This window comes from Lyticum sinuosum, assembly GCF_034471385.1.
Classification (GTDB): domain Bacteria; phylum Pseudomonadota; class Alphaproteobacteria; order Rickettsiales; family Midichloriaceae; genus Lyticum; species Lyticum sinuosum.
The window spans coordinates 170469-194219 of the sequence record NZ_JARGYU010000002.1 but is presented as its reverse complement, the minus strand read 5'-3'; the positions used below and the strand labels follow the sequence as shown (position 1 = coordinate 194219).

Here is a 23751-nt window from a genome sequence, read left to right as displayed (position 1 = left end):
TTTTATAAAATTATTATAAAAATAACTTCCATAGTTTAAATATAAAAATTAAATAATAAATCAGCTTAATTTTTTTGAACAGTTTATTTGAATAGTTTAATATTTTAGTTTATAGCATTCAAAATTCACTATTTAAAAAATTTTGTAATTATTTAGAATTAAATTGTTAACTATATATTAAATATAAAAAAGTTTTTATTTTTATGAAGAATACTACTCAAGATAATATTAAAAATAAAATAGAAGAGAGAAATGATATTAAAGATAATATTATTTTAGGAATAGACCCTGGATTAAAACATACTGGTTGGGCATTAATTAACAAAACAAATGATGGAAAAGTTCTTTATATATCATCTGGTGTAATAAAAAATCTTCTTAATAATTTAAAATCTGGAGATTTATCTGATCCAGTATTGAGACATAATACACTATATAAATCTAATTCTATTAGCAGTGATACTAAGAATATAAAAAATATAAAAAGTATATGTGATATAAAAAAACTGCTTTCTACTAATAAAAAATCAGAAAATTTATATATTGCATTGGGAAATATTTTTAAAAAATTGAATATAATTATTCAAGAATATAATCCGAATTGCGCTGCAATTGAAAATACATATGCAAATATAAATTTAGAATCTTCTTTAAAATTAGCACAAGCCAGAGCAGCTGCAATTATTGCTTGTTCTCATAATAATCTATTCTTAACAACATATCAAGCTAAAACTATAAAACAAACAGTAAGCGGAAATGGGAATGCTGATAAAGAACAAATAAAATCTGTTTTACCTTTTCATATAAATAATTTTGATCAATTTAAAAAGAAAAAAATGATCTATGATGAAACTGATGCTATAGCAATTGCAATATGTCATTTATTAAAACTTTAATAAGAAATATACAATATTTCTTAACGATATTTTTAAATATTATAATAGAATTTTTATTTTATAAATAATACTTTGACAATCATTTGTAATTAATAATATAATAGTATTATATTATAATTTATTTAATAAAATTTTCTTATGATAAACAATATAGACAATAATTTAGAATTAGATATAACTATTGATTTTTTTATCTCAAAATTCTATGAAAATCTATCTTCTTTAAAAATAAAATCTGAAAAAGTAAACAAGATTTTAAAAATTATTGAAACTCATTTTCCAGAATTAAAAAATCAACAAGATATTCAAAATTTTCAAATAGACGAAATTTTAAAAGATCTCATTGCTTTCGATTCAGCAATATCTAAATGTACTAATAATACATCTCCAGAAAAATGTGATAAATCTCCAGAAAAATGTGATAAATTAAATGATTTAGTAAATCAAATGAATCTAGATAATATTCAAAAAAAAAATAATGGAATAGAACCAAGATTTCTTAATAAAAATTCTTTAAATTACGATAAAGAAGCAAAAAAAAATACTAATAATAATGATGAAATTCTTAATTTATTAAATTTAATATTTGATATCAATGATCTTGACCTATTAAAAGGTATTATTAAAAGTAATAATATTTCAAATAAAAAATTTGATACCAATAATAGTTCTTTAAATAAAGATAATGCTTTAAATTCTATTGTAAATGATTTTATAGCATTATCAAAAGAATTAGGATTAAATAGATAGAGTTTTTGCTAATTTAATATATAAAGATCATGTAAAATGATAAAAAGTGGGTTTAATATTTTAATATGAAAAATTATTTTTACGTACATTTTCTAATAATTGCTCTTTCTATATTAAAGTCTCTAACTTTTATTACTTTGAATTCAATATTATTAATAATAAATGCATCTCCCACTTTTGGTGCTTCACCAATGTGATGTACCATAAAACTAGCAACAGTTCTTTGTCTTTTATTTACTGATTCTGCAAGAATAGAAGGATTATTCAATAATGCTACTATCTCTGTCATTAATGCAACTCCTGGTACACTATAACATCCATTATTTATTGATATAATATTAGGCAAAACATCACCATCTACAGCATTTTCTGTCGAAAAAATATTAGATATAAGTCCTATATTACCAAGAAAAGTTTTCAAAATATCATGCAATGTAATAACACCTTCAAATTCCCCATATTCATCTACAACTATTGCTATTTTTATACTATTTGCTAAAAATGTATCTATTGTTTTATTTACTTTAGAAGTTTCTGGGATATAAAGAATATGGTTTTTCTTTGCAATTTGGAAAAGTATATTATTATCTATTTTTTTATTTATTTCTAAGTTACATAATGAACGTACTGGAATAAATCCTACAAAATGATCGAAATCTCCATCTAAAAGTGGAAAATTTGCAAAGTTATTTTCTTTAATTTTTTGAATATTAACTTTAATATTATCTTTTATATTTAAACAAATCACTTGTTTACGTGGAGTCATTATTGAATTTACAAGTAAATTTCCTGTATCTATAAAACGTCTTAACATAGTTGATTCTTCATGCTTTATAGATCCTGAATTTTCAGCTTTTCTAATCATACCTTGTATTTCATCTATAGACACGCTATTAGTATTTATTTCATTTATTCTAATAAATTTAAGAATAATTTGAACTGATATTGAAAGTAATGAAACAAAAGGATATGTAATAAAAATGAATGCTGCCATTACATATGAACATACAATTGCTAATTGTTCTGGATAAATCATTGCTATCCTTTTAGGAACAATTTCACTTAAAACAGTAATATATGTCATTATAACAATAGCTAAACAAGTACCCAATGTATCTTTATGTTTTTCTATTATTTCACCAAAATATGGGATATTTAATAAGAAATTACCAAGATCATCTCCAAATACAGTTCCTCCATACAAACCTATGATCATACTCAATAATGTAATTGCTACTTGCACACTTGATAGCATTTTATTTGGAGTACTTAACAATTTAAGTGCTATTCTCGCACCATAACTGCCATTAGATGCGTACTTCTCTAACTTGCTAATTGAAGAAGTTAAGAGAGCTATTTCTGATATAACAAAAATCATGTTCACAATTATGATTATGATTATAATTGCTATTTCATTTAGATTCATTAATATTTTTTTAGTTTCTATTTATGTATTCCTTAAATTGTATATAAAAATATAAAGTATATACAATCGTAAATTTATATAAAATTTAAATTTTATATTTTATATTTTAAAACATGATATTTATATATTCTTATATAATATTATTATATTTATGATAAAAATTTTAAGATTTTAAAGAATAAAGTTGCATTGGAGATAAATTTTTATCTATTAATACTCTATCATCAAAAACAAATAAATTTCCTATCCAATTATTTATTGTTTTTTGTTCTTGTATTTTATTTTCTAAATATTTAATAATACCACCTTTTAAATGATAAACTTTACTAAAACCCAATTTTTTCATATATGCAGTTGATTTTTCACAACGTATTCCACCAGTACAATACATACATATTGGTTTATCTTTTTGTTGAATAAGATTTTTATCTATCCATTCGATTAACCCTGAAAAATTTTTTATACCAGGATTAATAGCATTTTTGAAATATCCAACAATAAACTCATACTCATTTCTAGTATCTATAATAATTGCTTCAGGATTATTTATCATTTCATCCCATTCTTCATTATTAAGATATTCTCCTCGTTCATAATCGCTATTACCACTTACTACCATTTCATTTGAATTTTGTGGATTACGAAAACTTAACACAACATTTTTTATTTTCACTTTCATTTTTGAAAATGGTATAAAATCAGCAAATGAGGCTTTATATTCTATATCTCCAAGATTTGGATAATTTTTATTGATAAAATTTTCAACTGATATAACATCATTTGGTAATCCTGCTAATGCACCATTTATTCCTTCTTCTGCTAGAAGAATAGTTCCTTTAATATTTTTACTATTACAATATGATTTTAATTCATTTTGTAAATTTTCAATTTTATCAATTGGACATATTTTATAAAAAGATATTATTCTATACATATTCTTATAAATTAAAATTAATATTATTATCTAAATTTAATCTAATATTAATATTTATATTGATTATATATTTTCATAGCAAGTAGATTTTTTGATAATATCAAGTGCATCTTGAGTATTTCCCCATTTTATTACTTTAACCCATTTATTTTTTTCTAATTTTTTATAATTTTCAAAAAAATGTTGAATTTTATCTATAAATATCTGAGATAAATCTTCATATTTATTGATATTAGCTAAAAAACAGTCTACTTTTTTATCAGGCACAGATATTATTTTAGCGTCAATACCACCTTCATCTTCTGTATGGAGAACACCTATAGCGCGAACTTTAATAATTGATCCAGGGATTAATTTATAACTTGAATGAATTAATATATCTATAGGATCTCCATCTCCACCTTTAGTTTTAGGTATAAATCCATAGTTACATGGATAATACATACTGGTTGGCATGATACGATCTACACGAATCATACCAATTTCTTTATCAAATTCATATTTTATTGGATCACTATCTGCAGATATTTCAATAATAGCATCAAAACTATTTATCATAAAAAAAAATATATTTTATAAATTTTAATTTTTAAATACTTTTTAATATTTTTACCTAAATGAACTCTTAATTATATTAATATTATATTGATATTATAATTTCTAATCATATTCCCATTATACTCATTCCAGAATCAACATAAATTATTTGACCAGTAATATTTTTCGCCCTATCACTCAATAAAAATGTGCTTAATTCCCCAACATCTTTAGCATCTATATTTCTTTTCATTGGTGAAACTTTTGCTGTATAATCAAGAATCTTAGTAAAATCACCAATTCCTGCTGAAGCAAGTGTTCTAACTGGTCCTGGTGATACTGCATTAACAGTAATATTTTGATCACCTAAATCATTAGCTATATATCTAACACTACATTCTAGAGCAGATTTAGCCACACCCATAACATTATAATTTGGAATAACTTTAGATGATCCATAGTAAGTAAGAGTGAGAATACTTCCTCCGTTTGTCATAATTTTTGAAGCTTTTTGAGCTACTGCTGTAAAAGAATAACAAGAAACATGCATAGTATTGAGAAAATTATCTAATGATGTATCAACATATCTACCTCTTAATTCATTTTTATCAGAGAAAGCTATTGCATGAACAATAAAATCTATATTTTCCCATTTTTGTTCTATTTGATTGAATGTTTCTGTTAAAGATTCATTATTTGTAACATTACATTTTATAATTTCACAGTTAAGGATTGATGCAAGTGGTTCTACTTTTTTTAGAAAAACATCATCTTGATATGATATCATGATATTAGCACCTTCCCTATGACAGATTTGTGCTATATTCCAAGCTAGTGATCTATCATTTGCAACACCCATAATTAAACCTTTTTTACCTTTTAACATTCCATTCCCAATTGATATTTCTTTATCTGTAATATTATTTTGATACATATTTTTTTAAATAAATTATATTTTAAATACAGTATTTTATTACTAGGATTATTTTTATAAGAATTAAAACACAATAACAAAATTCTAACTTAATGAATTTCTACTATTTTACAAGTTAAATTCTATATAATTTTTATTCAATAGAGAAAATTTAATGAGTTTATTCATAAAAAATTATAAGATTACAAATATATTTTATATATACATTTGCCTTAATTTATTAATATATATAATTATTAATATATATAAATTTAATATGGTATATTAAAATAATATGTTTTTTAATTATACTTAAAAATACTAAAAATTTATATGTAATCAAGAAATCAATTTTATAATATTGAATAATTTTTGCTATTTATATACTAAATCTAGTTTTTAAATATATTATGAATAATAAAAAAATTTTTATATAAAACTTGAAATAATAACTTGAAATAATAATCTCAAGTAATAACTTTGAACATTAAAATTATTTTTTATAAAAAATCAGAAAAATGACAAATAAAATAGATATTACTTCTTTAACTAATAACGCTTTATACAATATTACACAAGAATCTTATGCAGTCCAGCATAATATTGCAAATATTAACTTAGAAAATGCTGTACGCGTTAATGTTGAACAGAAAGAAGTAGCTGGATTAAATATTCCTGTTTTTTTAAGAGATTTTGATAAATTAAAAACTGCGATGTTATATGAAAAAAACAGTGAAGTTAATACAATTAAGATAATAAGTGATTATTATGAGCAAATATCAAATATAATGGATTCTACAACATCTGATATTGGAATTTTAGCTTCTTTTCAGAAATTTTTTCAATCTATAAATAATTATTATACAACTGATAATGAAAGTGCTGCAGATGACACAAATATATTATATTTAGTTTTAGAATCAGCTAAAGATATCGCATTTAACATTTCTGATACTCAAAAACAATTAATGAATATTATAGATGAAGTCTCATCAGATTTAGAAACTTCTATAAATCAAGTAAATAATATAATTCATGAAATATATGAGATGAATGTTCAAAAACTAATGGTTGAAAAAAATAGTCTTAGTTATACTAGTATAGAAGAAAGTATCAATCAAAAGTTGATAAAATTATCAGAATTTTTTTCTTTCAGTACATATGAGGATTCAAAAGGATTTCTAAATATTATAATTAATAATGGTGGATATAAAATAGTAGGGGAACAGGAATATTTTATAAAATATAAGAATGAATCAGCAATAGATATGATGAATTCTAACAAAAGTATAGAATTCTCCAAAATTAGTATTGTTCCAATTAACGTAAATAAATTAGGAGAAGGAGAAATTATCCTTGTTAATAGTGGATATGGAGATCAGTGTTCTTCTAAAGTAAGTCAAGGAAAAATATCTGGTCTTCTTGATCTCCGTGATGATATTATTCCTTCAATTTTATCAAAATTAGATAATTTAGCTTATATTTTATCTGATTCTATCAATAGTTGTCATAATAAAGGTACATCTTTAATTAATAACCCAACATTGACTGGTACACATAATATTTCTTTAGATGAATTAATACATGCTAAAGGAGTTGCTTACATATCTTTAGTTGATAAATTTGGTGTTACTGAAGAATCTAGAAATATTGGAAAAATTCCTACTATAGATTTACAGTTTGAAACTATAGCTGAGTCTAGCTCTAATATTGTAAATATTCAGTCAATTATTGATGAGATAAAATCTCTTGGGAATAAGGAAAGTTGTATATCATATGGAGATACTATATACGACCTCCAGCTAGCATCTCTCACACAAAAAATATCTGAATTTGATCTAGATATCACTGTTTTTATTGAAGATCCTCAAGAAAGTATTACTAATAATTTAAATTATAATGAAAATCCATCTTTTATTTTAGAGTCTGCTATAATATATGATAAAAATGGAAATATAATTCCATCATATGTTAATGGTTTATGTGAAATGAAACTTCAAGGTGGGAGACAACGTAGTTCATTTATTAATGGACCAAAAATTGTAATTGATAATCTAGCAGTAAATCAATTGAATGAATCTAATTATCCACTAAAAGTTGAAGTAAAAACTAATTTAATTGAAAATAGAATTAACAAAAAAAATGATATTATATTTGAAATACCATTTAAGGAAGATTCAGAATTAAGTATAAATGGTAGAAGAAATGATAGATTTTATGCAACTAATGTTATTGATAAAGATGGAAATCTTAAAAAAAGTAATCAAAACTCAATAATTTTAGATAATGATAATGAAAATATGATTGAAGTTAATTTAGTTGATAGTGATGATTATCCTGCAAATAACTTTGGATTCTTACAAATTAAATCTTTATCTTCTAATTCTGGAATAATTATAAATTCTGATAATAGCTTATTGAATGGGTATACTGATGGTAAGATAAATAAAAAAGATAGAAATTTTAGTGATTTTTTTGGTTTAAATGATCTCTTCTTAATTAATGATCCTAGTCAAAAAGCTGAGAAATTTAACTCTATTGATGAAATTATGAAATTTTCTGCAAAAAATATCAGAATTCGTGATGATATTAAAAAAAATCCAAATATGTTCGCATTAGCTAAAGCTTCAAGTACTAATAATTCAAATGTATTTTTTTATACAGATAGCGATATCGAAGATGATGATATGATAGAAGTTTACAATAAAATGTATCAAAAACGGCTCTTTGATACTGGAGTTCCATATCTTAACAGTGGGACATTATTTGATAATATCATTTTTTTTAATTCATCTATAACTAAAACAGCAGCATCAACAAAAGGTTCTTATGATAGAAAATTAAAAATATATATACAAATAGATGATGATTTGCAAAATCAAACTGGTATTGATTTTAATGAAGAATTATCAAAATTTCATTTATTATCAAAATTACAAGATGTAAATATTAGTATTCAAAAAATGGAGAATCGTAAAATAGATAGTATTATAGATTTATTAAGGTTTAGATAAAGAATAAATTAGATTTATTTTAATTTATTTCACTACAATAATATTTTTACTGTAAAATTTTAAATATAATTTTTATTAAATAAATATTAAAAATAAATATTAAACTTTTTATTTATATCATTTATCCTTATGATAAAAAAAATATCTGGATTCCCAGAATATCTTCCACAAGATCAAATGATCTTTTCATATGTTATACGAAAGTTACAGTTGTTATTTGAACAGGAGAGCTTTATACCTATGGATACAGCTGCTGTAGAACTTATAGATACATTACTCTCAAAAGGTAATGATCATGAGATATACGGATTATATAGATTGAATGGTGAAGAAAAAAAGAATTTAGCTTTAAGATTTGATCTGACTGTACCTTTAGCGCGTTATGTGGCACAGAACTATGGTCAACTTATATTTCCCTATCGTAGATATCATATAGCTCCAGTATGGCGTGGAGAACGGGCTCAGTCTGGTAGATATAGACAATTTTATCAATGTGATATTGATATTATAGGAAAACAGAATTTGGAAGAAGAATATGATGCTGAAATTTTATCAATTGGATGTAAAACACTTAATGCTTTAGGATTAAATGATTTTGTAGTCAAATTTAGTAGTAGAGATATTCTTATTCCACTGATGATATTATGTGGATTTAATGAAGATATAGTCTTTGATGCAATAAAAATTTTAGATAAATCAACTAAAGTAAGTCAAGATCAAATAATAAATGATCTAAAATTATTAAATTGTTCTTTTAATTTAGAAGCTATAAAATATATTTTATTTTATAATAAAAATATCGAAAATTCTCCAAATGGAAAAGATCAAATATATGATGTATTTAATAATTTAAGCCAGATATTAGAATTTAATTCTAAATTAATTGAAGGATATAATAAATTATATAATATTATTCATAAAGTTGAATTATTAGGAATTTCAAAATCACAACTTTTTTTTGATTTATCATTAGCTAGGGGTTTGAGCTACTATAGTGGAATAATCTTTGAAATTGTAAGTAATTCATTTAAAAACCTAGGCAGTATATGTGCTGGTGGTCGTTACGATAACCTTGTATCATCATTTCATACCAAAGAAAAATTTCCAGGAGTTGGGATGTCTATTGGAATTTCTAGATTGATACCAGAAATGATAAATAAACAAATGATAGATAAAGTATCAATTAATGATGTGATAATAATTGGGTTTGAGAATCATTTGGAAGAGAATAAGGAAATAAATAGCATTATAAATGAAGATAATCTACTGGTATCATATCATTCTAAAATAGCACAAATAATTAGAGATTGTGGTCTCAAAGTCCAACATTATTGGAAGAGATCTAATTTAAAAAAACAATTAGAATATTGTAATAAAATTGGTGTAAAAATTGTGATTATAGCTAGAAATGATGAGAAAATAAAAAATATCGTTTTTGTTAAAAATATGATTACTGGTGAACAAAAAGAATTAGCATTAGAAGAGTTATATGAATATTTAAAGAATATATTATAATCTACATTATAAATTATATTATAAATAAAAATATCATATATTTTAATTAAATTATTATATTTTATGTAAAAATATACTTAATTCAATATTTTTTATTTTATATATGAAAAAAGAATATGAAAAAAGGAAAAAATAAAAATGATTTAATTATTATTTGTCTAAATGGAAATCTACCAGACAGAAATTTTTTTCTAAAACAAAATCAAGAATTTAAAAATATTAAAATTATTGCAGCAGATGGAGCAGCTAATACTTTATATAAATCTGGTATAATACCTAATATAATCATAGGTGATCTAGATAGTTTAGATACAAACATTTTTAGCACTGATATATTAAATAATATAAAAATTATTAAAGATTTAAATCAAAATAAAACAGATTTTGAAAAAGTAATAGAATTTTTAATAAATTCTCATTCTAAAAAAATAAAAATTCAAAAAAATATTATTATTCTCGGAATTAATGGTGGATATATTGATCATATAGTTAATAATTTAAATATTATGATTAAAATCCCATTTAATTACTCATTTTATGATCCACCAATTTGGGGATATATTATAAAAAAAGGTGAAATAGCTGAATTTAATATACCTATAAAATCAAAGATATCAATTTTTGGATTTGTTAAAACATTTGTCAAAACATCAGGATTAAAATGGAATTTAAATCATTGGTTAAATTTTCCTGGAATGAACTCCGCTTTAAATAGATCAGATAGTCAAAATGTTATTATAGAAGTAAAATCAGGTGGAAATATTTTAATAATGATATATGATTCTTATATTAATGATAATGGTATTTAATTTAAAATTATATCATTAATTAAGATTAATTTTAATAAAGAATTATCAAAATTTCATTTATTATTAAAATTATAAGTTTTATTGATTATCAAAATTATAAGATATAAATATTAGTATTCAAAAAATGGAGAATCGTAAAATAGATAGTATTATAGTAGTATTATAGATTTATTAAGAGTATTTTTTTTAATTTTTAAAGAAAGTAATTTACTTCTATAATATCTTTAAATTGCATATTATCTAATAATTTCATTTCTGTTACTATAGAAATGATACTTAAAAATAAAAATATTAGACTTAAATTAATATTATAATATAAACCATCCAATTGAATTATTATTACAAAAAATATTATAAGAAAAATCGCAATTGCAAAATGATCCACTAAAAACCACAATGGAGGTTTAATTTTTATAAATGAGAAAAGATCTATAAGATCAAAAATAACTATAAGAAAACCAGATACCATCATAGCATTTATTATTGATACTAGCCATAAATTATCTGATAATTTAGAAAAATAAATAGCTGCAGGAATAGAAAATAAATTAATAAGTATAAAAAGAATAAAATTAAAACCTAATCGCATTGTTAAAAAGTATTTAAGTTTTGTATTTGATAAAGTTAATTGCATATGAAAGTTATAATTCATGAATCTATATATCCTCATAGGTATCATAAAATAGAAATTAGTAACAAATAATATAATATTAACAATAAAATAATGATTTAATATAAATTTTGGAGGATCTGGCATTTTTCTTAATATAAAACAAAAAACTATCCATAATATCTGCTTTGCAAATATATCTATCCAAGGAGATTTAGCAATAATAAATCTTTTATAGAAAAAAAGCATTGCTTGAAACTGTGATGTAAAAGTTGTCCTGCGATTTAAAACATTATTCACGATTCTTATTATTTTATTATTTTTTATTATTTTATTAAAATTTCTATATTATTTAATATTAATTTAATATTAATTTAATTATTTATTAATATTTTACAATTCATAAAATTCTATATCAGGAGATTCATTATCCATATTAGCAATTATAGGATCAACTGAATTATCATTTAGAAATTTAGTCAATTTATTTAATTGAGTTAAAGTTGAAGTAAGTATTACTATTCCATTTTGATTACATTTGTAACATATAATTTGAGCTATACTTAATGTTCCTCTTATATTATCTAAAAAAACATCACCCAAAGGATTATCCATAAGCCATATTGTAGGATTAGGCATTATTAATCCAATAGCAATACATGAAATTCTTCTTATTAAAACAGTTAAATCACGATAAATATAATCTATATAGCGATCTAAACCACACATGTTAATAATAAGATCTAAGGCAGGTTCAACATTATATAATTTAGCCCATAATATTAAATTATCTAAAAGTGTCATTCTTTGAAAGCATATCCCATTGGGATGTTCTGGTAGGTAACCTACTTGATCTCTCCATTCATCAATAAAAAGATCGACATTAACTTTATTATAAAATATTTCTGTAGGTAATTTTTTCTTAGGAATCAAATCAATTAAACGTTGATTTATTTTTTCTTTTTTATAATTATTAAGCCTGGCTATTTCTAATAATATTCTTGTTCTATATTCAGAATTATTTCCTGCTATTAATAAACATGCTCTGGGTCCTATTGTCATACTTAACATTCTAGGAGCATTTTTTAGAGAAATATAGCGAATATTTGATAATGTGAGCATAATAGACAATAAAATCAGGTATTCAGCAAATTAAACAATAATTTATATTATTTACTATAATATTTATTTTGTATAATGACTTCTTATTACATAAGAATCAAATAATCAATTCTAATTTATTTTATATAAATATTTTTTATTTTATTATATTAACTATATTAATATTAATTTACAGAATATATAATATATATTATAAAATTTTATTTATATTTAAAAAATTTAAAAATTATATATTTTATAATAAAAAAAATTTAATATTAGCAAAATATCATTTAGTATTAGCTAATTTCCAAATATTTATAGAATTTACATCAATTCTTTTAATAAATGACCAAGTATCTGTTATTCTTTCTGTTTGTACTGGATTTCCATCCATAATATTACCATCGCTATTACGTAAAACATATATTTGATCACTTATTATTGTAACATTAATTTTAATTTTATTATCTTTATTATCTTGGTCAATAAAAGCATTATCTATATTAATTTGTCTAATATTAATAACTTTTTGTTCTACAGTCTGATGCATAATTTTAAAATTATTAATTTGATTACTAAAAGATTGATAAACATTATCTTCAAGTAATTCTTTTAAAGTATCACAATCACCATTAGTAAAAGCATTTATAATAGTAATAAATGCTCTATTTACACCTCTTATAAAAGAATCTAAAGTAAATGATTTATCTAATTCCATAATTTCTTTTATAATATTACGTATAGGATACGGTAAATTTGCCTCATGTACACTAATTATCTCTGCGTTAATAGGTTCTGGATCTTTAATTTCAGAAGTTTCTGATGTATTATTTGTATTTTGTGCATCATTTACTTTAAAAAAATTTTGCCATTTTATATCACATGTACCTCTTCTATTTTGGTCATTACTATCTGTTTTTCCTAATACATCAATAAATTTATTAATTATGAAAAAAGTAGCAACACATAATATTATTAAATCTATCATATAAATTTATTATTTTTTTATTTTTTATTTGATTTTTATTGAAAAAATTAGCAAACAAATTGCTATTACAATGTAATTATCATGCAACAAAATTATAGCACATGCTATAATTTTCTTACAAACTAAATTTTTTATGCTATTTATTTCATGTAACTGTTATATTGCATATAACAATTTTTTTTATTAATTAATTCATTATAAATACAGATTGAAATGACAAAAAAAAATAAAGAAAAAATTATTGAAAGTGTGAATATTATTAAAGGGAGTGATTATCTCGATTTTAAATCTGATGCTCAATATATAAAAGATTTATCTGTTGAAAATCCGAATTCTCCATTTTCATTTTTTGCTAGTGAAAAGCCAGAAATAGGAGTTGGTATCAGTATAGATATAAAACATATCCATAATTATATATATGAAAATACTATACGTGCTGAAATCAAAGCATTTAATGTTAATGAACACAATAATAAAGAAGATAATTATTATAATAAACAAGATAATAAAGATAACAAAGATAATATTCTAGGAAACAGTAAAGATATAGTATTTATTATTGATATTAAATATAGTGGATTATTCACAATACAAGGATTAAATCCTGATGATATTAGTGGAAATGAATTAGCAGAACGTACACTTTTCGTTGAATGTCCAAAAATACTTTTTCCATCTCTGAGAGATATTATCATTGATTTAAGTAGTAAATCTGGATATCCACCAGTTATATTAAATATAATAAATTTTGAAGAAATGTATCAAAATGGAAGAAAAAATATTATTATGAAAAAAAAATAAGAAAATTATATTAGATTTTATTATATTATAATGATAAATTTAGACTTATTAATAATAATATCATATATAATAAGTATTTTTTTTATAGGATTGTATTATGGTAAAAATACAAAAACTATTTTAGATTATACAGTTGCAAATAAAAAATCTAATAAAATTGTTCTTTCATTAACTTTAATTGCAACTGTTTTTGGAGCTGGATCAATTGTTGGAGATGCAGCTAAAGTCTCAAGTGATGGTATAATATTTATAGTCAGTATGACTAGTGCATTGTCTATGACAGCTTATGTTCATTTTTTTGCAGATAAATTTTTTGATAGTAGATTTGATAATATGATATCAGCTGGAGATTTATCTCGTTACTTTTATGGAAGAAAAGCAGAACAAATTACAGCAATATTTGGAATTTTAATAAGTTCTACATCAATTGGAGGTCAATTAACTGCTGTTGGTCATCTTTTTAGTAATTTTTTTGAAAATAGCTATGATAAAATAGTTATATTATCATCATTGTTAATAATTATATATGTCAGCATTGGTGGTGTAAAATCTATTGCTATGATATCTATAGTACAATCTGCGATTATTCTTAGCGTTATACCTATAATAGCAATGTGGTTAGTTAATAAATGTGGTGGCATTAGTAATGTCATTATTAATACAAATCCTCAAAAACTTGCTATTCTTACACATTCTAAATTTAAAGAGTATAGTTTTTTGTTTTTTTGTAGCTGGTTACCATTTTTATGGTTACAACCATCTGTTATACAAAGGTTTTTAATGACAAAAAACAAAAATAATATAAAATCAATGTATAATATAATGTTTTTTGTTAGAATATGCTTTTCTATAGCAATTACTATAACTGGATTATGTTCATCATATCTATTCCCTGATATTAATAGTAAGAATATAATATCAGCAGTTATTAAAGAATCTTTACCAATAGGATTACGTGGTCTTTTTATTATTGCTGTACTATCTGCAAGTATATCAACAGCAGATTCTGCACTTAATGCTGCAAGTATATTATTAGTTCGTAATATTATTCATAGAAATAAAATTAAAAAATATAATAATCATGGAACAAATGATGAAATAAATGAAAATCATCAAATAAACACAAAAGAAAAAATAAATGAAAATGATATAAGAAGCTTAATTTTAATGCGTTTGTTCACTATAATTATAGGATCAATAGCAATGTTTATTTCTTTGTATGATCTTGATATTATAGAATTAATGCTAATAGGTTTTTCTGTTTGGGGAAGCGGTATAATTATTCCAATTGTTGGTGCAACTATAAAAATGCCAAATCCAACTTATAGTTTTTATATTCCATCTATTACAACTCTTAGTGTTTGTATATTATCTCAATTAATTGGAATTAGAGGGTTTTATATACCATCTTATACAGTAATATCTGGTTTAATTTCATATATTTTATGTATTTTTTATTATAAAATAAGTAATTCTATTAAAAAAAATAAATTTAATTAATATCAATTAGTAATTATAAAATATTAAAATAATTATAAAATATTAAAATAAATAAAAATATTTTTTTTCATTATACTGTTTTTAGTATATTATCTCAATTAATTGGAATTAGAGGATTTTATATACCATCTTATACAGTAATATCTGGTTTAATTTCATATATTTTATGTATTTTTTATTACAAAATAAGTAATTCTATTAAAAAAAATAAATTTAATTAATATCAATTAGTAATTATAAAATATTAAAATAATTATAAAATATTAAAATAAATAAAAATATTTTTTTTCATTATACTGTTTTATTTTACCACCTTAATAATATTCCATTGAAAATCATACCAGATCCTACACCAAGCATTATTATTAAATCTCCACTAGATAATCTTTTATAAAAACTATCTCCATTATGATATAAAAAATCTAATGCCATTGGTATAGAAGCAGCAGATGTATTCGCATACTTATTAACTGTAATAACAAATTTGTCTATAGATATATCTAAATTAGAAGCTATAGCATCTAAAATTCTTTTATTTGCTTGATGTGGAATTACCCAGGATATATCAGATATATCTAAGTTATTTCTTTTTACTAATAATCTTGATATAAATGTCAATTCTTGAACAGCATGTTTAAATACATTAATACCTTTCATAGTAATAAAACCATCACAATTGGCATATAGTATATCTTTTAAATCTGCATGAGAATAACTTACAAGATCTATTATATTTCCAGATTGTGGAATATTACCACTACTATCAAATAAATATTTTTTTTCGTTTAAATCTTGAACTTTTTCTGAATTGAAAGAAATTATCTTATTATTTAAAGAATTTATATTATAATTTGTATAATCAACTGTTAAATTTTTTTCATAAAATGAATTTTTACTAAAATTATCTATATCTATATTATTCATTAAATTTTGTGCATTATAAACGAGTTCAGCCTCCATTTTATTTTCTATAATAATTGCTCCTGCACCATCACCAAAAAGAACACATGTACTCCTATCATTCCAATCTATGATTTTTGACATTAAATCGGCACCTATCACAGCAATTTTACTGAATTGTCCACTAAATATAAACCCATAGGCTATTTGTATAGCTGTAACAAAACCAGCACATGCAACTTGTATATCAAATGCTGTACATCTATAATTTCCTATAATATTTTGTATTAAAGATGCAGTTGATGGCATTCGCATAGCAGGAGTTGTTGTTGCTAATATTATCGCATCAAGATCTAATGGATTAATACCAGCCATTTTAAGCGCTTTTAATAGAGCTTCAGAAGCTATTGAAACAATATCCTCTCCTTCGTCTATAATATAACGTTGTTTAATTCCTGTTCTTTGTTGAATCCATTCATCACTAGTATTAAGATGAAGAGGTAAATCTTCATTTAGAACGCATTTTTTAGGATGAGAAGCTCCTACTCCAGATATATAAATTCTTTGATGTTCAATTGGGTGTGTCATTAAAACGTAGCATATTCAATAATTTTACTGAACTATTTTTAATTTTATCGATAAAATCAATACAATTTATTTCATTAATTATTCTTTCATTTACATGATTTTCTGCAAGCATTATAGCTGTTTTTATTGCATTAGCAATTCCTTCTGATTTGGAACCACCATGACTCTTAACAATTATTCCATTTAATCCAACAAACATTGCACCATTGTTTTTATCTGGTCTTATTTTTTCCATGTTTTGTTTTATACTAGAACTTAGAAAAAATCCTCCTATTTTACTAATCAAATTTTTCTCTACTGATAATTTTAGTATATCTCTAATATAATTAGATACACCTTCTGCAGATTTAAGCACAACATTTCCTGTATATCCATCTGTTACTATAACATCCGCATTTCCTTCTATTATATGATGTCCTTCAATACATCCAATAAAATTAAGATTTGATTTTTGTAGTAGATCAAAAGCTTTTTTCTCTGTGTTTCTACCTTTATTTGATTCTACTCCAACATTTAACAAAGCAACAGTTGGATTATAATCAGATATATCATTATTTTGTTTTATATTATAAATAAGATGTTCTTCATTTTTATCATGAAAGTTATTTTTATTTAATATTTTATGTGAATTTAATAAATTATCGTTTATATTTTTTGTATTTTCCTGACTTAATATGATCTTTGCAAAGCATGAACCCATCAGAGCAAATTGAAGTAACATTTTTTCATCGCATTCTAAATTCCCTCCTAAATCTAGCATTACACATTTACCTCTTTTTGTAGGAATTGTACCAACTATTGCAGGACGTTTTATACCATTAATACAGCCTAATATTCTTATTGATAATGCCATTAATGCGCCTGTGTTTCCTGATGAGACAGCAACATGTGCTCTTTTTTGGGAAACATCTTCAATGGAAAGTTGCATACTACTATTATTTTTTTTCCCTCTCATAATATCTAATGGATTATCATCTGCTGATACTTCAGTGTTAGTTAGATTAAATATATAGAGATCTTTTGAAATATTGCTAGATTCCAAAAGTTTTTTTGCATCACTATTTCCATGTAAAATAAATGAGCAATTAGAATAATGTAAGGTTTCTTGTATCAATTCAAGAGCTTTAACTGGGGCTAGTGGAGAATAATCACCACCCATTAAGTCGATACTTACAACTATTTTATTATTCATTAAATTTTATAAAAAATAATATCAAATACTCTATATAATTTAGAGAAAATATAATTGTTTAATAAAGTTAAATAATTTATATAAATTTATGTAAAAAAACTATTTTTATGAAGTTTTTATAATTTTTGCAAATTTATTTAAATATTTTAAAATTAAAGTGATTTTTAATTTATATATTTATACAATATTCAAGTATTTTTTTATATTATAACTTTATTTCTTACTTTATTTCTTAAGGTATTAAGAACCAATATAAATAATTTATTTTTTTTATATATTAAAATTACTAAGCAAAAAAATTATGCAAAAATATGAAAGTATAAGATTATAAAATACTAATTTTAGATAAAAATATAAAATAGATTAAAAAATCTATAAAATATTTATTGTTATATTTATATTATATTTAATTTATAATGTTGCATCATCAATATTTTCCTCTTTTGGTAAAGGAAGAACTCTTTTATTTTTAAAAAAACCCTTAGCAGATATATGATGTCTTAAAACTGGTTCCCCTCTTTTATTCAATATAATATTATTACTTTGTAATCTTAATTTTGTTGCATTATTTTGATTTCTTCTTTTTGCTCCTTTACTTTTACTAGTTTTCTTTTTTGGTACTGCCATATTATTATATTATTAATAATTATCTATTATCAATCAATTTAGTTGTCTAAGATAAAAAAACACAAAATTATATTAAATTATAATTTTTTATCAAAGAAATATCTAATAACTTTTTAATGAATAAATCACTTCATTATTATATATATGAATCTTCATATGTCAATATTATCTAAATTTAGTTCTTATTAATTAATATAAATTACTACTGCTAGTTTTAATAAATAATAATATGATAATAATATGATTTTTTTATAAAAATTTCACTTAGCTATTTAGATATTTTTTTTTAGTATAAAATTTCTTAAAATTAAAATTTTTTAAAATATATAATAGATCATTTTACTTCATAAATTAATATACATTAAATATACTTTTTAATATACTTTTTGATATACTTTTGAATATATTTTTTAACGTATTTTTATGTATCTTTAGTTCAAATTCTTCTACTATTTAAATTTTTTTATTTTTTTATTTTTTTTATATACTTCCGTAAAATTTAAAATAAGTATATTTAAGTATATTCAACTGTTTATATTATTTATAAGCACAATATTTTTAAACAAGTTTCAAATATTTTTTATTATTTAATCTCATGCAAATAAATATTTTTCCTTTAAATTTATTAAAAAATAGTCAAAATAAAGCATCAATTCATTTGATTGGAAGTAATTTATCAACTTTAGATAAATCTGATATACAAAATGATATTGTAAATACAAAAGATTTTTATCAAAATAAAGATAGTAATTATACTAATTCTGATGTCAAAAATTATGAATTTTCAGATTATTTAGAATCAACAACCTATATTGAATCAATAAAAGATGCATTGAATTTACGATATGATTTTAAACCTAATTCTGGAAAAGGTGTAATATTAAGTGGAATATGCAAAGACAAAATCATTATTTTAATTGGAAAAGATGGTGATCAATCAACTAAATGGAAGTTAGTAGGCTCATGTATCTTTGATAAAGTTGATTATATTTGTCATCAAAATGCTGATTTAATTATAGATGATATAGAAGAAGAAATACCGCATATTATCAATCAAATTGCTATAGGAGTTGCAATAAAATCTTATAGTTTTACAAAATATTATAAAGCTAAAGCTGATGATAATAAAATATATTTTTCAAACCTTAATATATATGTTTCTGATAAAATATTAGAAAAAACAAAAGAATTATTTAAGGATACAAAAGCAATGATTGATGGAATGAATATAACTAGAAATTTAATCAATGAGCCAGCAAATGTTATATATCCTGAAAGTTTCGCAAATTATTGTAATGCAATAGCTAAAGAGGTAGGTCTTGTTGCAAAAATTATCGATAAAGAAGAAATGGAGTCTTTAGGAATGAATGCTTTATTAGGAGTTGCTCAAGGTAGTGATAAACCCCCATATCTTGTTATTTTAGAATGGTGGGGTAAAGATAATAATAAAGATAATAATAAAGATAACAATTATCAAAATAATTTAATTTCTTTTGTTGGAAAAGGAGTAACTTTTGATACAGGAGGTATAAATCTAAAAGGAAGTGACCATATAGCAGAAATGAAATATGATATGGGTGGAGCAGGAGTTGTAACTGGTTTGATGTATTCTTTAGCTAAAAGAAAAGCTAAAATTAATGCTATAGGTGTTTTAGGATTAGTAGAGAATATGCCTTCAGGTAAAGCACAACGACCTGGTGATGTTATAACATCAATGTCAGGACAAACTATAGAAGTTGATAATACAGATGCAGAAGGAAGATTAGTACTTGCAGATGTTTTGTGGTATGTACAAGAAAAATATCAACCTAATACAATAATAGATTTAGCTACATTAACAGGTGCCGTTAAAGTTGCTCTTGGTAATAATTGTGCTGGATTATTTAGTAATGATGATGATTTAGCTAAAAAAATATCCGATATAGGAGATAAAATTGGTGAATTTATATGGAGATTACCTATGGGTACAAGATATGATGAACAGATTAATTCATCTATAGCAGATATAAAAAATGTAGGACAAGGATATGGTGGAGGCAGCATAACTGCTGCTCAATTTTTAAAGAGGTTTATTCAAAGTAATAGAAAATGGGCGCATATTGATATAGCAGGAGTTTCTTGGAATAAATCTGGTGATAAATTTATACAAAAAGGTGCAACAGGATTTGGTGTAATATTACTTGATCGACTTATAAAAGAGTATTTTGAAAATAATTAAAAATATATTAAATATTAATATTAACAAATAATAAGTAGAATATTTTATGTAAAAAAATTATTTAATAATAGAAAAATAAATAAAAATATATTAAATATTAATATTAAACAAATAATAAGTAGAATATTTTATGTAAAAAAATTATTTAATAATAGAAAAATAAAAAAAATATAATAATTAATATAATTTTTAGTGTGAAATTGCACTATGGTTATTATCTTGATGTAACATTCTCTTTAAAGTATTCACTTCACTGTGTAATTCAGTCATTTTCTTTATATCAGTTACTTTATCATTTGTATTTTTCCATGATATTGTGTTTTCTGTATTTTGTATAGCTAATTTAATTGCTTCTTTATCAAAGTCTAAATGAATCTTATTATTGTGTTCTAAATCCTGATTTAATACACTTTCAATTGTTTTAACTGTGTGTTCAGAGTATTTTACCATATTTGTATTACTGTTTGCATTATGATTTCTCCCCCTAAGAAATTTATCTGCTTTATCTTCTCCATTTAGTTCTTTTTTAATATTATCATATTCTTCATAATCTTTTTTTTGAATGTTGCCCATTGCTTCAATTTTCTCAATATCAAATTTGTGAACTATGCCTTCAATTTTTATTGATTTTTCTAAAAATTTTTCTTTCAGGTTTTTTGATAAATCCTGGAATTCTTGTATATTTTTACTTAAATCTTGATTTAACTTAGGGTTATCTTGATTATTTGCATAATTCTTAAATAATTTATTTGTATTATCAGATATTTTTTTTGCTAAATCTTTTATTGTTTCAAGATCTTTAGGCTTAAAAGATTGTAATACAAGAGATCTTTCTGTATCCTCAATACATTTTATTATAAAATCTACCTGTGATGTAATTTTAGAATATTTATTGAACATATTCTGGAATTTTTCTTTTCTTTGTTCGTCTGTGAACTTTACTATTTTCTTTTCAACTGCGTTTTTATCCATTTTTATTTCAGTATGTTCTTTTATTAAGAAATCAAAATTACTTTTTTGATCAACAAAACTTTGTGATAAATTTTTAAGTTTATCAATTTCAGAAAAAAAATGGTTTCCATCATTTGAATAATCTTCATATAAAAATTTAGGTAATCCATTTTTTGCTTCAGTAGGTATTTCATAATGATTATCTATATTTATATTTGATTGTTGAGCTATTATTTGATTCATCATCTCTTTTAAATATTTATGTTCTTTCATATTAGTAATAGCATTATAATTATTAAGACGATTAACTATTAAAAATACTCCTGCAAAAGTAGTAGATGTTAGTTTTAAAGCTGGTATTGTTACAGGAGCTACAGATTCAACTACTTTAAGTGTACCTGAAACTATTTTTCCTGATTTATTATTGTATGCTCCATCTATAAGATTAGAAACTCCTCCTGCTATTGGATTAATATTTTCGATGGTTTTTTTTGCAATTATTTTTTTTAAAGAAAATTTTGTAAATATTGTAGAGATAGAATGTTTGACATTTCCTACTATATCTTTACTCTTTTGAAGATCGTTTATTTTTTTTGGTTCTTGTCCAATTTCTAGATTTTTCTCTACATATTCTTGATATTTACTTAATAATTCTTTTTGATCATTTTCATTAAACTTACCAGAAAAAATTTTATCTCTTATTTCTATTACATTATTGTTCAATTCATTAATTTCTTGCGTTATTTCTTTTTCTTTCTGTTTTTCTTTATCTGTAAGTCCTTTAGATAATTTTAAAAGATTAGTAAAAACACCAAAATATTTTACTGGACCTAATGAATGTGAGAAAAGTCCTTTTGTTAAACTTTTTGATATTTGATGAATTTTCTCATTATTTTCTAGACGTTCTCCTATTTTTCCATATTTATGTTCTACAACAAGTTTTAGATTTTCTAAATCCTGTTCTGTCAAATTTTCAGAACCAAATTCAATATCTCTTATGTGAGATTTGTTAAAACGTTGTTTCAAATATACTTTAGCTTCGGCATATAATTTATTAAAATTTTTTTTCTGTGCTTTATATATATTTGATTCAATGTTATTTGCTTCTTCATTGAGTTTTTTTGCCTCTTCATTGGGTTTTTTTGCAGCTTCATTTCTTTTTAATTGCACTACTTTTCGTTTATTTTCTAGTTCTTTGTTTTTTGTTACTAATTCTTCTTTAGATTTTTTTACTTCTATTTTTTGCTTATGAAAGTTTTTTTGTTCTTCTTGTATTTCGTTTTCTAAAGATTTTATCTTTTTTTGTAACTCTTCTTTTGAAGGTGTTGTTAATTTTTCTTGATGATTTTTAGCTATTTCTTGAAGTTTTATAATTTCTTCTTTTAAAGATTGTGATTTTGATGTTAAAGATTGAGTATCATTGTTATTTTTCATAGAAAATCCTATTTTTATAATATTTTTATATAATAAAATTTTAT

19 protein-coding genes are annotated in these 23751 nt (G+C 22.5%); 8 read left to right on the top strand and 11 right to left on the bottom strand.

Annotated features, from left to right (window positions below):
* Window positions 1-203: 203 nt before the first annotated feature.
* Both Lyticum_RS02655 and Lyticum_RS02650 read left to right on the top strand, forming a co-directional pair.
* A complete protein-coding gene (locus tag Lyticum_RS02655; protein ID WP_322498791.1) occupies window positions 204-896 on the top strand; it encodes a crossover junction endodeoxyribonuclease RuvC in 693 nt (230 codons plus the stop codon).
* A gap of 138 nt (window positions 897-1034) precedes the next feature.
* A complete protein-coding gene (locus Lyticum_RS02650; RefSeq protein WP_322498790.1) occupies window positions 1035-1646 on the top strand; it encodes a hypothetical protein in 612 nt (203 codons plus the stop codon).
* A 79-nt stretch (window positions 1647-1725) separates the two neighbouring features.
* Here Lyticum_RS02650 and Lyticum_RS02645 read toward each other — a convergent pair whose 3' ends face one another.
* The 4 genes from Lyticum_RS02645 to Lyticum_RS02630 all read right to left on the bottom strand — a co-directional run bounded on the left by Lyticum_RS02645 (window position 1726) and on the right by Lyticum_RS02630 (window position 5477).
* Window positions 1726-3072 (bottom strand): hemolysin family protein, encoded by a 1347-nt coding sequence (locus Lyticum_RS02645; RefSeq protein ID WP_322498789.1) that lies wholly within the window; start codon window positions 3070-3072, stop codon window positions 1726-1728.
* A gap of 163 nt (window positions 3073-3235) precedes the next feature.
* Window positions 3236-4006 (bottom strand): oxygen-dependent tRNA uridine(34) hydroxylase TrhO, encoded by a 771-nt coding sequence (gene trhO, locus Lyticum_RS02640; protein WP_322498788.1) that lies wholly within the window; start codon window positions 4004-4006, stop codon window positions 3236-3238.
* A gap of 63 nt (window positions 4007-4069) precedes the next feature.
* Complete coding sequence (ppa, locus tag Lyticum_RS02635) at window positions 4070-4564, bottom strand: inorganic diphosphatase (RefSeq protein ID WP_322498787.1); 495 nt, start codon at window positions 4562-4564, stop codon at window positions 4070-4072.
* A 106-nt stretch (window positions 4565-4670) separates the two neighbouring features.
* Window positions 4671-5477, bottom strand: coding sequence for an enoyl-ACP reductase FabI (locus tag Lyticum_RS02630; protein ID WP_322498786.1), 807 nt, complete (start codon window positions 5475-5477; stop codon window positions 4671-4673).
* Between the two features lie 497 nt (window positions 5478-5974).
* Here Lyticum_RS02630 and Lyticum_RS02625 point away from each other — a divergent pair, with 497 nt between their 5' ends.
* From Lyticum_RS02625 to Lyticum_RS02615, 3 genes are all read left to right on the top strand, one after another.
* On the top strand, window positions 5975-8470 hold the full coding sequence (locus tag Lyticum_RS02625) for a FlgK family flagellar hook-associated protein (protein ID WP_322498785.1): 2496 nt from the start codon (window positions 5975-5977) through the stop codon (window positions 8468-8470).
* A 129-nt stretch (window positions 8471-8599) separates the two neighbouring features.
* Window positions 8600-9985, top strand: coding sequence for a histidine--tRNA ligase (gene hisS / locus Lyticum_RS02620; RefSeq protein ID WP_322498784.1), 1386 nt, complete (start codon window positions 8600-8602; stop codon window positions 9983-9985).
* A 116-nt stretch (window positions 9986-10101) separates the two neighbouring features.
* On the top strand, window positions 10102-10794 hold the full coding sequence (locus tag Lyticum_RS02615; RefSeq protein WP_322498783.1) for a thiamine diphosphokinase: 693 nt from the start codon (window positions 10102-10104) through the stop codon (window positions 10792-10794).
* A gap of 193 nt (window positions 10795-10987) precedes the next feature.
* Here Lyticum_RS02615 and Lyticum_RS02610 read toward each other — a convergent pair whose 3' ends face one another.
* From Lyticum_RS02610 to Lyticum_RS02600, 3 genes are all read right to left on the bottom strand, one after another.
* On the bottom strand, window positions 10988-11704 hold the full coding sequence (locus Lyticum_RS02610; protein ID WP_322498782.1) for a hypothetical protein: 717 nt from the start codon (window positions 11702-11704) through the stop codon (window positions 10988-10990).
* 93 nt (window positions 11705-11797) lie between these two features.
* On the bottom strand, window positions 11798-12526 hold the full coding sequence (locus Lyticum_RS02605; RefSeq protein ID WP_322498781.1) for a P-loop NTPase family protein: 729 nt from the start codon (window positions 12524-12526) through the stop codon (window positions 11798-11800).
* Between the two features lie 268 nt (window positions 12527-12794).
* Window positions 12795-13496 carry a Tim44/TimA family putative adaptor protein gene (locus tag Lyticum_RS02600; RefSeq protein ID WP_322498780.1) on the bottom strand — a complete coding sequence of 234 codons (702 nt, stop codon included), beginning with the start codon at window positions 13494-13496 and terminating at the stop codon, window positions 12795-12797.
* A gap of 213 nt (window positions 13497-13709) precedes the next feature.
* Between Lyticum_RS02600 and Lyticum_RS02595 the strand changes: the two genes are divergently transcribed.
* Both Lyticum_RS02595 and Lyticum_RS02590 read left to right on the top strand, forming a co-directional pair.
* Entirely contained in the window at window positions 13710-14297 is a 588-nt protein-coding gene (locus Lyticum_RS02595) for a protein-export chaperone SecB (protein WP_322498779.1), read from the top strand.
* A gap of 30 nt (window positions 14298-14327) precedes the next feature.
* Window positions 14328-15797, top strand: coding sequence for a sodium:solute symporter family protein (locus Lyticum_RS02590; protein ID WP_322498778.1), 1470 nt, complete (start codon window positions 14328-14330; stop codon window positions 15795-15797).
* A 306-nt stretch (window positions 15798-16103) separates the two neighbouring features.
* Here Lyticum_RS02590 and Lyticum_RS02585 read toward each other — a convergent pair whose 3' ends face one another.
* The 3 genes from Lyticum_RS02585 to rpmF form a co-directional block, all read right to left on the bottom strand.
* Window positions 16104-17285 carry a beta-ketoacyl-ACP synthase 3 gene (locus tag Lyticum_RS02585; protein ID WP_322498777.1) on the bottom strand — a complete coding sequence of 394 codons (1182 nt, stop codon included), beginning with the start codon at window positions 17283-17285 and terminating at the stop codon, window positions 16104-16106.
* Window positions 17269-18477: a phosphate acyltransferase gene (locus Lyticum_RS02580; RefSeq protein ID WP_322498776.1), complete on the bottom strand. Its 1209-nt coding sequence runs from the start codon at window positions 18475-18477 to the stop codon at window positions 17269-17271. The genes Lyticum_RS02585 and Lyticum_RS02580 overlap by 17 nt, the downstream gene beginning before the upstream one ends.
* Before the next feature lie 411 nt (window positions 18478-18888).
* Window positions 18889-19104 (bottom strand): 50S ribosomal protein L32, encoded by a 216-nt coding sequence (gene rpmF, locus Lyticum_RS02575; protein ID WP_322498775.1) that lies wholly within the window; start codon window positions 19102-19104, stop codon window positions 18889-18891.
* A gap of 595 nt (window positions 19105-19699) precedes the next feature.
* On the opposite strand from rpmF, the gene Lyticum_RS02570 reads away from it, so the two are divergent.
* Window positions 19700-21322, top strand: a complete 1623-nt coding sequence (locus Lyticum_RS02570) for a leucyl aminopeptidase (RefSeq protein WP_322498774.1) — start codon at window positions 19700-19702, stop codon at window positions 21320-21322.
* A gap of 189 nt (window positions 21323-21511) precedes the next feature.
* On the opposite strand, the gene Lyticum_RS02565 is transcribed toward Lyticum_RS02570, so the two are convergent.
* Entirely contained in the window at window positions 21512-23707 is a 2196-nt protein-coding gene (locus tag Lyticum_RS02565; protein WP_322498773.1) for a coiled-coil domain-containing protein, read from the bottom strand.
* Window positions 23708-23751 lie beyond the last annotated feature (44 nt).

Bases quoted from the DNA above. Each gene is read 5' to 3' on its own strand.
- ppa (WP_322498787.1), bottom strand. From the start codon at position 4,564: ATGATAAATAGTTTTGATGCTATTATTGAAATATCTGCAGATAGTGAT.
- Lyticum_RS02655 (WP_322498791.1), top strand. From the start codon at position 204: ATGAAGAATACTACTCAAGATAATATTAAAAATAAAATAGAAGAGAGA.
- Lyticum_RS02650 (WP_322498790.1), top strand. From the start codon at position 1,035: ATGATAAACAATATAGACAATAATTTAGAATTAGATATAACTATTGAT.
- Lyticum_RS02565 (WP_322498773.1), bottom strand. From the start codon at position 23,707: ATGAAAAATAACAATGATACTCAATCTTTAACATCAAAATCACAATCT.
- Lyticum_RS02615 (WP_322498783.1), top strand. From the start codon at position 10,102: ATGAAAAAAGGAAAAAATAAAAATGATTTAATTATTATTTGTCTAAAT.
- Lyticum_RS02600 (WP_322498780.1), bottom strand. From the start codon at position 13,496: ATGATAGATTTAATAATATTATGTGTTGCTACTTTTTTCATAATTAAT.
- trhO (WP_322498788.1), bottom strand. From the start codon at position 4,006: ATGTATAGAATAATATCTTTTTATAAAATATGTCCAATTGATAAAATT.
- Lyticum_RS02590 (WP_322498778.1), top strand. From the start codon at position 14,328: ATGATAAATTTAGACTTATTAATAATAATATCATATATAATAAGTATT.
- Lyticum_RS02605 (WP_322498781.1), bottom strand. From the start codon at position 12,526: ATGCTCACATTATCAAATATTCGCTATATTTCTCTAAAAAATGCTCCT.
- rpmF (WP_322498775.1), bottom strand. From the start codon at position 19,104: ATGGCAGTACCAAAAAAGAAAACTAGTAAAAGTAAAGGAGCAAAAAGA.
- Lyticum_RS02630 (WP_322498786.1), bottom strand. From the start codon at position 5,477: ATGTATCAAAATAATATTACAGATAAAGAAATATCAATTGGGAATGGA.
- Lyticum_RS02625 (WP_322498785.1), top strand. From the start codon at position 5,975: ATGACAAATAAAATAGATATTACTTCTTTAACTAATAACGCTTTATAC.
- Lyticum_RS02595 (WP_322498779.1), top strand. From the start codon at position 13,710: ATGACAAAAAAAAATAAAGAAAAAATTATTGAAAGTGTGAATATTATT.
- Lyticum_RS02585 (WP_322498777.1), bottom strand. From the start codon at position 17,285: ATGACACACCCAATTGAACATCAAAGAATTTATATATCTGGAGTAGGA.
- hisS (WP_322498784.1), top strand. From the start codon at position 8,600: ATGATAAAAAAAATATCTGGATTCCCAGAATATCTTCCACAAGATCAA.
- Lyticum_RS02570 (WP_322498774.1), top strand. From the start codon at position 19,700: ATGCAAATAAATATTTTTCCTTTAAATTTATTAAAAAATAGTCAAAAT.
- Lyticum_RS02645 (WP_322498789.1), bottom strand. From the start codon at position 3,072: ATGAATCTAAATGAAATAGCAATTATAATCATAATCATAATTGTGAAC.
- Lyticum_RS02580 (WP_322498776.1), bottom strand. From the start codon at position 18,477: ATGAATAATAAAATAGTTGTAAGTATCGACTTAATGGGTGGTGATTAT.